The sequence below is a fragment of the Mesorhizobium sp. M1312 genome, from assembly GCF_040318115.1.
Lineage (GTDB): Bacteria > Pseudomonadota > Alphaproteobacteria > Rhizobiales > Rhizobiaceae > Mesorhizobium.
Genome location: NZ_JAMYLQ010000005.1, coordinates 137,037 through 150,547, shown reverse-complemented (window position 1 = coordinate 150,547; position 13,511 = coordinate 137,037). Strand labels below are relative to the sequence as shown.

Here is a 13,511-nt window from a genome sequence, read left to right as displayed (position 1 = left end):
TTGTGGCAAAATTGCAACAGATGCTGACGCAAATTGTATTTTAGCCATATCGGGTTGAAATTTCGCCACCTTCTCCATCTTGGTGAAGGGGATATTGTGCGGACGGCAGCCCCAGCCGGATCCGACGGAGGTTTGAAATGAATTTTTCGAAAACCGGTCTGCTGGCCGTATCACTGGCCGCGCTGTTTGCGAGCGGCTGTTCAACGTCACGGTTCTCGTCGATGGACCAGGAGCAGCCGGCGCCGCTGCAAGCCGCGCCCTCCGGCAAGGTGACCGCAAACCAGCTGCCGCCGCCGGCGTCGCCCGGCACGGCCGACCCGTCGAAATTTCCGACGGCGCCGCAAGGCACGCTAAACCCTCAGGTCGCCTCGCTGCCGCCGGACGGGACGGCTCCGGCCGGAGCCCCGGATCTTACCGCAAGCAGCGTCGCCGGCGTGTGGAAGGCCAGCGTGTCCGGCCAGAGCTGTCAGGTGGCGACGCCGCAGACCAAATTTGGCGCTGGCTATCGGGCTGGACCGCTGCATTGTCCGGCGCCGATCGACGGCATCAAATCCTGGAACGTCGCCGGCAAGCAGTTGACGCTGTACGACGAGAATGGCGGCACGCTGGCTCGGCTCTATTCCTCGGGCGGAGAGAAATTCGACGGCCAGACTTCCAACGGCCTGCCGATCTCGCTTACAAGGGGCTGAACCGCCCCTAGTGTTTTTACGCAATTCCGGACGGAAAACCGCTACACACTTTTCCTGGAATTGCTGTCTTTTGTTATACGCAATTCCGACCGAAAACCGCTAAGCGCATTTCCTGGAATTGCTCTAGAACGACGTGACCGATGCATCTGCGTGACGGCCTTCAGACCCATGCGACCGTCCGGCAGCGCTACGACCATCTGGTTGTGTCAGGCCTGATTGATCGCGATCCAGCGCAGGAGCGGATCGTCGCGGCACTCGATCGGCTGATCGACGAGGTTTCGGCAAAGCGGCTGGCGCACAAATCGAGCGCGCTGGGCTGGCTGTTCGCCCGCAAGCGCGAGACGCGCGAGGCCGTCAAGGGCCTCTACATCCATGGCGGCGTCGGCCGCGGCAAGACCATGCTGATGGACATGTTCTTTGAGCTGGTGCCGGTCAGGCGCAAACGCCGTGTGCATTTCAACGACTTCATGGCCGATGTGCAGGACCGCATCCAGAGGCACCGGCAGGCGCGTAAAGAAGGCACCGTCAGGGAAGACGACCCGATCGCGCCGGTGGCCCGCGCGTTGGCCGAGGAAGCCTGGGTACTTTGCTTCGACGAGTTTTCCGTCACCGACATCGCCGATGCGATGATCCTGTCCCGGCTGTTCTCGGCGCTGTTTGCCAACGGCGTCGTGCTGGTCGCCACGTCCAATGTCGCGCCGCAGGATCTCTACCGCGACGGCTTGAACCGCAAGCTTTTCCTGCCCTTCATCGGCATCCTGGAGCGGCATGCGCAGGTGCTGGCGCTGGATGCCGACAAGGACTATCGGCTGGACAAGCTGAGCCGCCTGCCGGTCTATGTCACCCCTGACGATGCCGCCGCCGATGCTGTCCTCTACGAGGCCTGGCAAGTGATGACGCGTGGCCGGCCGACGGCCGAGGCGGCATTGACGGTAAAGGGCCGGCAGGTCGTGGTGCCGCGCGCTGCCGGCGAAGCAGCACGGTTTTCCTTTGCCGATCTTTGCGAAAAACCGCACGGCGCCCGTGACTTCCTGGCGATTGCCGGCCGCTTCTCGACCGTCTTCATCGATCATGTGCCGGTGCTCGGCGAAGGCAGACGCAACGAGGCCAAGCGTTTCATCCTGCTGATCGACACGCTCTACGACCATCATGTGCGGCTGGTGGTGAGCGCCGCTGCGCCACCAGCGCAGCTGTATACGGCCAAGCGCGGCACCGAGGTCTTCGAGTTCGAGCGCACAGCGTCCCGGCTGATCGAGATGCAGAGCCACGAATGGCTGGAAGATTGGGCGGAAAGGCAGAAGGCGACGCTGGCGGAAGCGCAGCAGGCTCGGGCTTGATAGTCTCCGGAAGGTCGCGATCCTTCGCGCCCCCCGACCCGCAAGGGGGGTACCGTCCCGCCGGCGCCTACAACCGATAAACATACATCACGCACTCCTCTGCCGGCCCATGCGGCTCCTTCCGTGCCTCGTAAAGCGCGCGGGCCGCAACATTGTCCGGCTCGGTGCCGACCCAAGCCTCCTCGCAGCCATGCTCGCGGCCGAGCTCAAACATGGCGTCGAGCATCCTCGTCGCTATGCCCTGGCGCTGGAAGGCCGGCGCCACGCCGGCTTCGTCGATGTAGAGTTCGCTCACCTTGTCCGGGTGGCGGTGGATGACGGCCGCGCACTGGCCGACGACGACGCCGTCGGCCAGCGCCACAATCATGAAATGGCCTGATGAGGCGAGATAGGCGGCGAGCCGATTCGGCCTGACCGGTTCATCGAACACATCTTCGGCGACCCGCATCACAACGGCGTCATCGCCGGGAAGCAGCCTTCTTATTTCCATCTTCATTGTGTAACTTTCCCAAGTCGGCTCAATTATTTTGACGCTTACGTAATTCCCGTTGTCTCTAACCGATTGAAATCATTTACTCCAAAATCATCGTTTGAATTTCTTTCGCGGCGGGGCTATTCGGTGCGGCGAAAATTCGCGGCTTCCCCGCAGCATTCCGGCCTCCTTCCTCGACGCCGTCATGGCATCGTCACAGTCTAAGGGAAAACATCCTGACATGGCACGCAACAAGATAGCGCTCATCGGCTCGGGCATGATCGGCGGCACCCTCGCCCATATGATCGGCCTCAAGGATCTCGGCGACGTTGTGCTGTTCGACATCGCCGAGGGTATCCCGCAAGGCAAGGGGCTGGATATCGCGCAGTCGTCGCCGGTCGATGGCTTCGACTCCAGGCTGGTCGGCGTCAACGATTATGCCGGCATCGAGGGCGCCGACGTCTGCATCGTCACCGCCGGCGTGCCGCGCAAGCCCGGCATGAGCCGCGACGACCTTCTCGGCATCAACCTGAAGGTCATGGAGCAGGTTGGCGCGGGTCTCAAGAAGTACGCGCCGAAGGCCTTCGTCATCTGCATCACCAATCCGCTCGACGCCATGGTCTGGGCGCTACAGAAGTTCTCCGGCCTGCCGAAGAGCCATGTCGTCGGCATGGCCGGTGTGCTGGACAGCTCGCGCTTCCGCTATTTTCTGGCCGAGGAATTCAAGGTGTCGGTCGAGGATGTCACCGCCTTCGTGCTCGGCGGCCATGGCGATTCCATGGTGCCGATGATCCGCTATTCGACGGTCGCCGGCATCCCGCTGCCCGACCTCGTCAAGATGGGCTGGACCTCGAAGGAAAAGCTTGACCAGATCGTGCAGCGCACCCGCGACGGCGGCGCCGAGATCGTCGGCCTGCTCAAGACCGGCTCGGCCTTCTACGCACCGGCCGCCTCGGCGATCGCCATGGCCGAAGCCTATCTCAAGGACAAGAAGCGCGTGCTGCCCTGTGCTGCGCATCTCTCCGGCCAGTATGGTGTCAAGAACACCTATGTCGGCGTGCCGGTGGTGATCGGCGCCGGCGGCGTCGAGCGCATCATCGAGATCGAGCTCGGCAAGGCCGAGCAGAAGATGTTCGACAATTCGGTGGCGGCGGTGCAGGGCCTGTGCGAGGCCTGCGTCAAGATCGCTCCGCAACTCGCCGCCAAGTGATCCCCCAGTAACGGATCTGGAGATAACGCGCATGAACATCCATGAATATCAGGGCAAGGCGCTGCTTAAGGGCTTTGGCGCACCGGTTGCCGAAGGCGTGCCGGTGTTCGAGGCAAGCGAGGCGGAAGCCGCCGCCAAGGCACTGCCCGGCCCGCTCTACGTGGTGAAGAGCCAGATCCATGCCGGCGGCCGCGGCAAGGGCAAGTTCAAGGAGCTCGGCCCCGACGCCAAGGGCGGCGTCAGGCTGGCGAAGTCTGTGGCCGAAGTCGTCGCCAACGCCAACGAGATGCTCGGCCACACTCTGGTCACCAAGCAGACCGGCCCGGCGGGCAAGCAGGTCAACCGCCTCTACATCGAGGACGGCGCCGATATCGAGCGCGAGCTCTATCTGTCGCTGCTGGTCGACCGCTCCGTCGGCCGCATCGCCTTCGTCGTTTCGACCGAGGGCGGCATGGATATCGAGGCGGTCGCCCACGATACGCCGGAAAAGATCATCACCGTCACCATCGACCCGGAAAAAGGCATAACGGCGGATGATTTGAAAGAACTCAACGGTGCGCTGAAGCTCGACGGCGAGGCCGCCAAGGACGGCGAGACGCTGTTCCCGATCCTCTACAAGGCCTTCGTCGAGAAGGACATGAGCCTGCTCGAGGTCAACCCGCTGATCGTCATGAAGAACGGCCGGCTGCGCGTGCTCGACGCCAAGGTGTCGTTCGACAACAACGCGCTGTTCCGTCATCCCGACGTGATGGAGCTGCGCGACATCACCGAAGAGGACGAGAAGGAGATCGAGGCATCGAAATACGACCTCGCCTATGTCGCGCTCGACGGCAATATCGGCTGCATGGTCAACGGCGCCGGCCTCGCCATGGCGACGATGGACATCATCAAGCTCTATGGCGCCGAACCCGCCAACTTCCTCGATGTCGGCGGCGGCGCGTCGAAGGAGAAGGTGACTGCGGCATTCAAGATCATCACCAAGGATCCGGCGGTCAAGGGCATCCTGATCAACATTTTTGGCGGCATCATGAAGTGCGACATCATCGCCGAGGGCGTGATCGCAGCAGTCAAGGAAGTCGGGCTGCAGGTACCGCTGGTGGTGCGGCTCGAAGGCACCAATGCCGAGCTCGGCAAGAAGATCATCAACGACAGCGGGCTCAACGTCGTCTCGGCCGACGACCTCGACGACGCGGCCAAGAAAATCGTGGCGGCGGTTAAGGGCTGATCTGGTGCCTCCGCACAAGATAAACCTCGTCGAGGCGGCGGATCAGAAGATCAAAAAGGTCTTCGATCCGCATATCGCCGGCGACGTCAACGACGCCCAGGTCAAGATCGCCAAGTTCGGCGACGTCTTCGACTGGCACGCGCATGACAACGAGGACGAAGCGTTCCTCGTGCTGCGCGGCCGCATTGCCATCGATTTCCGCGACGGCACGGTGGAGCTTGGCAGCGGCGAGTTCATCGTCGTGCCGCGCGCCGTCGAGCACCGGCCTCGCTCGCTGAGCGAAGAGCCGGTGGTGCTGATGTTCGAGCCGGCGACGACACTCAACACCGGCAACGCCAAAAGCGACCTTACCGTCGCCGATCTCAAGCGTCTCTGACCTGACGATGACCGCGCAGCCTTCCTCGATCAACGGTTTGTAAAAAAGGACCACCATGTCCATTCTCGTCGACAAGAACACCAAGGTCCTCGTACAGGGCCTGACCGGCAAGACCGGCACGTTCCACACCGAACAGGCGCTGGCCTATCACGGGACAAAAATGGTCGGCGGCATCCACCCCAAGAAGGGTGGCGAAACCTGGACCGGCGCCAAGGGCGAGACGCTGCCGATATTTTCCACTGTCGCTGAAGGCAAGGCGAAGACCGGCGCTAATGCGTCTGTCGTCTATGTGCCGCCGGCGGGCGCCGCGGAGGCGGTCCTGGAAGCGATCGAAGCCGAGATCCCGCTGATCATCTGCATCACCGAGGGCATCCCGGTGATCGACATGATCAGGGTCAAGGCGAGGCTCGACCGCTCGACGTCGCGGCTCATCGGCCCCAACTGCCCGGGCGTCCTGACCCCCAACGAATGCAAGATCGGCATCATGCCCGGCAACATCTTCCGCAAGGGCTCGGTCGGCGTTGTTTCCCGCTCGGGAACACTTACCTATGAGGCAGTGTTCCAGACCACCAATGTCGGCCTCGGCCAGACCACCGCCGTCGGCATCGGTGGCGATCCCGTCAAAGGCACGGAGTTCATCGACGTGCTGGAGATGTTTCTCTCCGACGACGAGACCCAGTCGATCATCATGATCGGCGAGATCGGTGGCTCGGCCGAGGAAGACGCCGCGCAGTTCCTCAAGGACGAAGCCAAGCGTGGCCGCAAGAAGCCGATGGCCGGTTTCATCGCCGGGCGCACGGCCCCGGCCGGCCGCACCATGGGTCATGCGGGCGCGGTCATCTCCGGCGGCAAGGGCGGCGCCGAGGATAAGATCGCTGCGATGGAATCGGCTGGGATAAGGGTTTCGCCGTCGCCAGCCCGGCTCGGCACGACGCTGGTCGAAGCGATTAAGGGTTAAGGGAGTAGGGGAGTGAGGGAGTAGGGCAATAGGGAAAAGGACCAGCGGCAACAATGCCCTATTCCCTTACTCCCCTATTCCCCTACTCCCCTCCAAAAACAGGAGACGGAGCCAGGCTCCGCGGAAAAAAATGGCAAGACAAGATCAGGCCAACGACCAATTTTCGCTTACCTCTTTCCTCTATGGCGGCAATGCCGACTATATCGATGCGCTCTACGCTGCCTATGAGGACGATCCTTCTTCGGTCGATCCCGAATGGCGGGATTTCTTCGCGGCGCTGAAAGACGACGCCGGCGATGTCCGCAAGAATGCCAAGGGCGCCTCATGGGCCAAGCCCTCATGGCCGCTGCAGGCCAATGGCGAATTGGTGTCGGCGCTCGACGGCGATTGGGGCATCATCGAGAAGCACATCGAGAAGAAGGTCCAGCACAAGGCGGTGATGAACGGCGTCTCTCTTTCCGACGCCGACGTGCATCAGGCGACGCGCGATTCCGTGCGCGCCATCATGATGATCCGCGCCTACCGCATGCGTGGCCATTTGCACGCCAATCTCGATCCGCTCGGTATCGCCAAGCCGCTCGAGGATTACAACGAACTGTCGCCGGAAAATTACGGCTTCACATCAGCCGATTACGACCGCCCGATCTTCCTCGACAATGTGCTCGGGCTTGAATTCGGCACGATCCGGCAGATGCTCGACATCCTGACCCGCACCTATTGCTCGACGCTCGGCGTCGAGTTCATGCATATTTCCGATCCCGAGGAGAAGGCCTGGATCCAGGCGCGCATCGAGGGGACCGACAAGGAGATCTCCTTCACCGCCACCGGCAAGAAGGCGATCCTGCAGAAGCTGGTCGAGGCCGAAGGTTTCGAGCAGTTCATCGACGTCAAGTACAAGGGCACCAAGCGCTTCGGCCTCGACGGCGCGGAGGCGCTGATCCCGGCGCTGGAGCAGATCGTCAAGCGCGGCGGCCAGCTCGGCATGAAGGAAATCGTGCTCGGCATGGCGCATCGCGGCCGGCTGAACGTGCTCTCCCAGGTGATGGCCAAGCCGCACCGCGCCATCTTCCACGAGTTCAAGGGCGGCTCGGCCGCACCCGACGAGGTCGAGGGCTCGGGCGACGTGAAGTACCATCTCGGTGCTTCGTCGGACCGCGAGTTCGACGGCAACAAGGTGCATCTGTCGCTGACCGCCAATCCCTCCCATCTGGAAATCGTCGATCCGGTGGTGATGGGCAAGGCGCGGGCCAAGCAGGACTCCCTGTTCGGCCGCAGCCGCGAGGAGATCGTGCCGCTGGAAGAGCGCGCCAAGGTGCTGCCGCTGCTCCTGCACGGCGACGCCGCCTTTGCCGGCCAGGGCGTGATTGCCGAAATCCTCGGCCTGTCGGGACTGCGCGGCCACCGCGTCGCCGGCACGCTGCACTTCATCATCAACAACCAGATCGGCTTCACCACCAATCCGCGCTTCTCGCGCTCGTCGCCCTATCCGTCGGATGTGGCCAAGATGATCGAGGCGCCGATCTTCCACGTCAATGGCGATGATCCGGAAGCCGTGGTCCATGCCACCAAGGTGGCGATCGAATTCCGCATGAAGTTTCACAAGCCTGTCGTGGTCGACATGTTCTGCTATCGCCGCTTCGGCCACAATGAAGGCGACGAGCCGGCCTTCACCCAGCCGATCATGTACCGCAACATCCGCAACCACAAGACGACGGTGCAGATCTATGCCGACCGGCTGATTGCTGAAGGCCATATCACCCAGGCCGAATTCGACAAGATGAAAGCCGACTGGCGAGCACATCTCGAGCAGGAATTCGAGGTCGGCCAGCATTACAAGCCCAACAAGGCCGACTGGCTGGATGGCGCCTGGTCTGGCCTGCGCACGGCCGACAACCAGGACGAACAGCGGCGCGGCAAGACCGCCGTGCCGGTCAAGACGCTGAAGGAGATCGGCAAGAAGCTGACCGAGGTCCCGAAGGATTTCGAGGCCCACAAGACGATCCTGCGCTTTCTCGAGAACCGCCGCCAAGCGATCGAGTCGGGGGAAGGCATCGACTGGTCGACGGCCGAGGCGCTGGCCTTCGGCGCCATCCTGCTCGACGGCAATCCGGTCCGGCTGTCGGGTCAGGATTCGGAGCGCGGCACGTTCTCGCAACGCCACTCCGTCCTCTACGACCAGCGCGACGAGACACGATACATCCCGCTCAACAATCTGTCGGCGGCGCAGGCCGGCTTCGAGGTCATCAACTCGATGCTGTCGGAAGAGGCCGTGCTCGGCTTCGAATACGGCTACAGCCTGGCTGAGCCGAAGGCGCTGACGCTTTGGGAGGCCCAGTTCGGCGATTTCGCCAACGGCGCCCAGGTGGTGTTCGACCAGTTCATCTCGTCGGGCGAGCGCAAGTGGCTCAGAATGTCGGGCCTCGTCTGCCTGCTGCCGCATGGCTATGAAGGCCAGGGGCCGGAACATTCGTCGGCCAGACTCGAGCGCTTCCTGCAGCTTTGCGCCGAAGACAATATGCAAGTGGCTTACTGCACGACGCCGGCCAACTACTTCCACATCTTGCGCCGGCAGTTGAAGCGGGATTTCCGCAAGCCGCTGATCCTGATGACGCCGAAGTCGCTGCTGCGCCACAAGCGGGCGGTGTCGACGCTGCCCGAGATGTCGGGTGAAAGCGCGTTCCACCGGCTGTTGTGGGACGATGCCCAACAGCTCCCCGGCCAGGCGATCAAGCTCACCAAGGATTCGAAGATCCGCCGTGTCGTGCTCTGCTCGGGCAAGGTCTATTACGACCTCTACGAGGAGCGCGAGAAGCGCGGCATCAACGACATCTACCTGCTGCGCGTCGAACAGCTCTATCCGTTCCCGGCCAAGGCGCTGATCACCGAACTGTCACGCTTCCGCAACGCCGAGATGGTGTGGTGCCAGGAGGAGCCCAAGAACATGGGCGCCTGGTCGTTCATCGATCCGTATCTGGAATGGGTGCTGGCGCATATCGACGCCAAGCATCAGCGGGTGCGCTATACCGGCCGGCCGGCCGCGGCGTCGCCGGCGACCGGATTGATGTCGAAGCATCTCGCCCAGCTTGCCGCCTTGCTCGAAGACGCGCTCGGTGAATAGAACAGAGCTCGGCGAATAGAACAGAACCGACAGAAAACGGACAGGCACAATGGCTACCGAAATCCGCGTCCCCACTCTTGGCGAATCCGTCACCGAGGCGACCATCGGCAAATGGTTCAAGAAGGTGGGCGATGCAATCGCCACCGACGAGCCGCTGGTCGAGCTCGAAACCGACAAGGTAACGGTGGAAGTGCCGGCCGCGGCCGCAGGAACGCTCAGCGAAATCGCCGTCAAGGAAGGCGAGACAGTCGAAGTCGGCGCTTTGCTCGGCATGATTTCGGCGGGCGACGGGGCAAAGGCGGCAGCACCCGCGAAGGCGTCAACTCCTGAAACGAAGCAGGACGCGGTATCGCAGGCTTCGGCGCCGACCGCCGCATCCACCGTCAAGCAAGCCGCGGCCGAGACCGCCAAGATCGCCGGCGACGCCGGGCCAATCGAGGCGCGCACGATGCCGCCGGCGCCAGCGGCGGCGAAGCTGCTGGCCGAGAGCAATCTCGCGGTCGATCAGGTCTCGGGTTCCGGCAAGCGCGGCCAGGTGCTGAAGGGCGACGTGCTCGACGCGATCGCCAGGGGCGCTCCGTCGCAACCGGCCGAGACGCCGAAGGCGCCTGCACCGGTCGCCGCCCGTGCGCCGTCCTCGGCCGACGACGCGTCGCGCGAAGAGCGCGTGCGGATGACCAAGCTGCGGCAGACCATCGCGCGCCGCCTCAAGGAAGCGCAGTCGACCGCCGCCATGCTGACCACCTTCAACGAGGTGGACATGAGCGCGGTGATGGCGCTCAGGACCAAATACAAGGATTTGTTCGAAAAGAAGCACGGCGTGAAGCTGGGCTTCATGGGCTTCTTCACCAAGGCCGTCACCCATGCGTTGAAGGAAATTCCTTCCGTCAATGCCGAGATCGACGGCACCGACATCATCTTCAAGAACTACGCCCATATCGGCGTCGCCGTCGGCACCGAAAAAGGCCTCGTCGTGCCGGTGGTGCGCGATGCCGACCAAATGTCGATTGCCGAGATCGAGAAGGAGATCGGCCGGCTGGGCGTCGCCGCGCGTGACGGCAAGCTTTCCGTGGCCGATATGCAGGGCGGCACCTTCACCATTTCCAATGGCGGCGTCTACGGGTCGCTGATGTCGACGCCCATCCTCAACGCGCCGCAGTCGGGCATTCTGGGCATGCACAAGATCCAGGAGCGGCCGGTGGTGGTCGGCGGCCAGATCGTCATCCGGCCGATGATGTATCTGGCGCTCTCCTACGATCACCGCATCGTCGACGGCAAGGAAGCGGTGACCTTTCTGGTCCGCGTCAAAGAAAGCCTGGAGGATCCGGAGCGGCTGGTGCTTGATCTCTAGGGTAGGTCGAGGTGAGCCGGAGAATGGATCTGCGCCACCGAATGAGCTCCTCTCGTTTGCGCTCCGGATTGCTTTTCACGCTCTGCATGGCCGGTGTTGCGCAGACGGGATCGGCCGCTCACGCCGCCTGCCCGCTCGAACTCGCCGTCTATGGCGATGCCGAAGGTGCTGCCGAGATCGATTTCAGGCCGACCGGGGGATCGGCTGTTGTCACCAACACCTTCAAGATGGTGCTCGATAACGATGTCGTGCTCGACGGCATCGTCATGTGGACGGAGGGCGTGGCGCGGCCGCATGGCTCGCTGATGTACAAATGCCCGACAGGCGACGTCACCGGCGACGAGCTCGCCGCCTGCACTTTGTGGGAGGGGGTCGTCTACAGTGCTGACGACAAGGGCAACATCGCTCTGCTGCCGGCCGAAGGCGTGGACGCGCCGAAGACCCTTATCTTTCCCGACCTCGGACCGTCGCTGCAGATGTCGGCCGCCTATGGCACCAATGGGTTTTCGAAAGTGCCCTGGGATGTTTTCTCATTGAAGGGTTGTCAGGAATGAGCGCGGCCAAAAAAGTGCTGCTGGTGACCGGCGGCGGCCGCGGCATCGGCGCCGCCACGTCCAGGCTTGCTGCCAAGGCTGGATATCGTGTTGTGGTCAACTATGCCTCGAACGAGGCTGCAGCCACGGCGCTTGTCGAGGCGATCGCGCAGGATGGCGGCGAAGCGCTGGCCATCAGGGGCGACGTCGGCAGCGAGGCCGATATTCAGGCGATGTTCGAGAGGATTGATCGCGCCTTCGGCTCGCTCGATGCGCTTGTGAACAATGCTGGCGTAGTCGACCGCAGGGCGCGTGTCGACGAAATGAGCGGAGCAAGGCTGGAGCGCATGATGCGCATCAACGTCATTGGCTCCATGCTCTGTGCCCGCGAAGCGGTGAAGCGCATGTCGACCAGCCATGGCGGCAAGGGCGGCGCCATCGTGAATATTTCCTCCATTGCTGCGAGAATCGGCGGACCGGGCGAATATATCGACTACGCCGCCTCGAAGGGCGCGATCGATTCCTTCACCATTGGCCTGGCGCGCGAAGTGGCCGGCGAAAGCATCCGCGTCAACGCCGTCAGCCCAGGCATCATCGATACCGAAATTCACGCCTCCGGCGGACAGCCGGATCGCGTCGAGAGAATGCGTCACCTCGTGCCCCTGCAAAGGGCGGGAACCGCCGAAGAGGTCGCCGCGGCAATTCTTTGGCTCCTATCAGACGAGGCGTCCTTTACGACAGGCGCGAATTTGGAAGTGGGCGGCGGCCGCTAATCCCAGCCAAGGCTGAGTGCCAGACCAGAAGGACAGTATCATGGCTTATGACGTCGTTATCATCGGATCGGGACCAGGCGGCTATGTCTGCGCCATCAAGGCGGCACAGCTCGGCCTGAAGACGGCGGTGGTCGAGAAGAACCCGACCTTCGGCGGCACCTGCCTCAATATCGGCTGCATCCCGTCCAAGGCGCTGCTGCATGCCTCCGAGGTGTTCGCCGAGGCCGGCCATTCCTTCGACACGCTCGGCATCGAAATCAGCGCGCCGAAGCTGAACCTGAAGAAGATGATGGCGCACAAAGACGCGACCGTGGCGTCCAACGTCAACGGCGTCGCCTTCCTGTTCAAGAAGAACAAGATCGACTCGTTTCGCGGCACCGGCAAGGTCTTGTCCGCCGGCAAGGTGTCGGTGACCGGCGAGGATGGCAAGGTCGAGGAGATCGAGACCAAAAACATCGTCATCGCCACCGGCTCCGACGTCGCCGGCATCCCGGGCGTCAAGGTCGACATCGACGAGAAGGTGATCATGTCCTCGACCGGCGCGCTGTCGCTGGACAAGGTGCCGGGCCATCTGGTGGTGGTCGGCGGTGGCGTCATCGGGCTGGAGCTCGGCTCGGTATGGGCGCGGCTCGGCGCCAAGGTCACCGTCGTCGAGTTCCTCGACACCATACTGGGTGGCATGGACGGCGAGGTCGCCAAACAGTTCCAGCGCATGCTGTCCAAGCAAGGCATCGAATTCAGGCTCGGCGCCAAGGTGACCGGTGTCGCCAAGACCAAGAAGGGTGCCACCGTCACCTTCGAGCCGGTCACGGGGGGTGCTGCCGAGACGATCGAGGCGGATGCGGTGCTGATCGCGACGGGACGCCGGGCCTATTCGGACAGTCTTGGGCTGAAGGAGGCTGGCGTCGAGGTCGACGAGCGCGGCCGGGTCAAGACGGATGGCCATCTCAAGACCAATATGCCGGGAATCTACGCCATCGGCGATGTCATCGCCGGGCCGATGCTTGCCCACAAGGCCGAGGACGAGGGGATGGCGGTGGCCGAGACCATGGCCGGCCAGGCCGGCCATGTGAATTACGAGGTGATCCCGAACGTCGTTTACACCAGTCCGGAAATCGCCTCGGTCGGCAAGACGGAGGAAGAGCTGAAGGCGGCCGGCATCGACTACAAGGCCGGCAAGTTTCCGTTCAGTGCCAATGGCCGGGCGCGCGCCATGCTGCATACCGACGGCTTCGTGAAGATCCTGGCGGACAAGCAGAGCGACCGCGTGCTCGGCGTCCACATTGTCGGCTTCGGCGCCGGCGAGATGATCCACGAGGCGGCGGTACTGATGGAATTCGGTGGCTCGTCGGAAGATCTTGCCCGCACCTGCCACGCCCATCCGACGATGTCGGAAGCGGTGAAGGAAGCGGCACTGGCGACCTTCTTCAAGCCGATCCATATGTAGGCCATCTCTGGCAGCCATCTGA

General features: G+C 62.9%; 12 protein-coding genes. 11 read left to right on the top strand and 1 reads right to left on the bottom strand.

Annotated features, from left to right (window positions below; genetic code table 11):
• The first annotated feature begins 137 nt into the window (after nucleotides 1-137).
• Complete coding sequence (locus tag NKH36_RS09095) at nucleotides 138-689, top strand: protease inhibitor Inh/omp19 family protein (protein ID WP_352961309.1); 552 nt, start codon at nucleotides 138-140, stop codon at nucleotides 687-689.
• 140 nt (nucleotides 690-829) lie between these two features.
• Nucleotides 830-2,026 (top strand): cell division protein ZapE, encoded by a 1,197-nt coding sequence (zapE, locus tag NKH36_RS09090; RefSeq protein WP_352961307.1) that lies wholly within the window; start codon nucleotides 830-832, stop codon nucleotides 2,024-2,026.
• A 67-nt stretch (nucleotides 2,027-2,093) separates the two neighbouring features.
• Here zapE and NKH36_RS09085 read toward each other — a convergent pair whose 3' ends face one another.
• Nucleotides 2,094-2,522 (bottom strand): GNAT family N-acetyltransferase, encoded by a 429-nt coding sequence (locus tag NKH36_RS09085; protein WP_352961305.1) that lies wholly within the window; start codon nucleotides 2,520-2,522, stop codon nucleotides 2,094-2,096.
• 217 nt (nucleotides 2,523-2,739) lie between these two features.
• Here NKH36_RS09085 and mdh point away from each other — a divergent pair, with 217 nt between their 5' ends.
• The 9 genes from mdh to lpdA all read left to right on the top strand — a co-directional run bounded on the left by mdh (nucleotide 2,740) and on the right by lpdA (nucleotide 13,489).
• Nucleotides 2,740-3,708, top strand: coding sequence for a malate dehydrogenase (gene mdh, locus NKH36_RS09080; protein WP_352961303.1), 969 nt, complete (start codon nucleotides 2,740-2,742; stop codon nucleotides 3,706-3,708).
• A gap of 31 nt (nucleotides 3,709-3,739) precedes the next feature.
• Nucleotides 3,740-4,933 (top strand): ADP-forming succinate--CoA ligase subunit beta, encoded by a 1,194-nt coding sequence (sucC, locus tag NKH36_RS09075; RefSeq protein WP_352961301.1) that lies wholly within the window; start codon nucleotides 3,740-3,742, stop codon nucleotides 4,931-4,933.
• 4 nt (nucleotides 4,934-4,937) lie between these two features.
• Nucleotides 4,938-5,309: a cupin domain-containing protein gene (locus tag NKH36_RS09070; RefSeq protein WP_065007262.1), complete on the top strand. Its 372-nt coding sequence runs from the start codon at nucleotides 4,938-4,940 to the stop codon at nucleotides 5,307-5,309.
• Nucleotides 5,310-5,364: 55 nt separating this feature from the next.
• Nucleotides 5,365-6,267, top strand: a complete 903-nt coding sequence (sucD, locus tag NKH36_RS09065; RefSeq protein WP_352961299.1) for a succinate--CoA ligase subunit alpha — start codon at nucleotides 5,365-5,367, stop codon at nucleotides 6,265-6,267.
• A gap of 130 nt (nucleotides 6,268-6,397) precedes the next feature.
• Nucleotides 6,398-9,385, top strand: a complete 2,988-nt coding sequence (locus tag NKH36_RS09060) for a 2-oxoglutarate dehydrogenase E1 component (RefSeq protein WP_352961297.1) — start codon at nucleotides 6,398-6,400, stop codon at nucleotides 9,383-9,385.
• A gap of 49 nt (nucleotides 9,386-9,434) precedes the next feature.
• On the top strand, nucleotides 9,435-10,736 hold the full coding sequence (odhB, locus tag NKH36_RS09055) for a 2-oxoglutarate dehydrogenase complex dihydrolipoyllysine-residue succinyltransferase (protein WP_352961295.1): 1,302 nt from the start codon (nucleotides 9,435-9,437) through the stop codon (nucleotides 10,734-10,736).
• 86 nt (nucleotides 10,737-10,822) lie between these two features.
• On the top strand, nucleotides 10,823-11,290 hold the full coding sequence (locus NKH36_RS09050) for a hypothetical protein (protein WP_352961529.1): 468 nt from the start codon (nucleotides 10,823-10,825) through the stop codon (nucleotides 11,288-11,290).
• Complete coding sequence (locus NKH36_RS09045; protein ID WP_352961293.1) at nucleotides 11,287-12,042, top strand: SDR family oxidoreductase; 756 nt, start codon at nucleotides 11,287-11,289, stop codon at nucleotides 12,040-12,042. Before NKH36_RS09050 ends, NKH36_RS09045 begins: the two co-directional genes overlap by 4 nt.
• 40 nt (nucleotides 12,043-12,082) lie before the next feature.
• Nucleotides 12,083-13,489, top strand: a complete 1,407-nt coding sequence (lpdA, locus tag NKH36_RS09040; protein WP_352961291.1) for a dihydrolipoyl dehydrogenase — start codon at nucleotides 12,083-12,085, stop codon at nucleotides 13,487-13,489.
• Nucleotides 13,490-13,511 lie beyond the last annotated feature (22 nt).

Coding starts and splice junctions, on each gene's coding strand:
- NKH36_RS09095 (WP_352961309.1), top strand. CDS start 138: ATGAATTTTTCGAAAACCGGTCTGCTGGCCGTATCACTGGCCGCGCTG.
- zapE (WP_352961307.1), top strand. CDS start 830: ATGCATCTGCGTGACGGCCTTCAGACCCATGCGACCGTCCGGCAGCGC.
- NKH36_RS09085 (WP_352961305.1), bottom strand. CDS start 2,522: ATGAAGATGGAAATAAGAAGGCTGCTTCCCGGCGATGACGCCGTTGTG.
- mdh (WP_352961303.1), top strand. CDS start 2,740: ATGGCACGCAACAAGATAGCGCTCATCGGCTCGGGCATGATCGGCGGC.
- sucC (WP_352961301.1), top strand. CDS start 3,740: ATGAACATCCATGAATATCAGGGCAAGGCGCTGCTTAAGGGCTTTGGC.
- sucD (WP_352961299.1), top strand. CDS start 5,365: ATGTCCATTCTCGTCGACAAGAACACCAAGGTCCTCGTACAGGGCCTG.
- NKH36_RS09060 (WP_352961297.1), top strand. CDS start 6,398: ATGGCAAGACAAGATCAGGCCAACGACCAATTTTCGCTTACCTCTTTC.
- odhB (WP_352961295.1), top strand. CDS start 9,435: ATGGCTACCGAAATCCGCGTCCCCACTCTTGGCGAATCCGTCACCGAG.
- NKH36_RS09050 (WP_352961529.1), top strand. CDS start 10,823: ATGGCCGGTGTTGCGCAGACGGGATCGGCCGCTCACGCCGCCTGCCCG.
- NKH36_RS09045 (WP_352961293.1), top strand. CDS start 11,287: ATGAGCGCGGCCAAAAAAGTGCTGCTGGTGACCGGCGGCGGCCGCGGC.
- lpdA (WP_352961291.1), top strand. CDS start 12,083: ATGGCTTATGACGTCGTTATCATCGGATCGGGACCAGGCGGCTATGTC.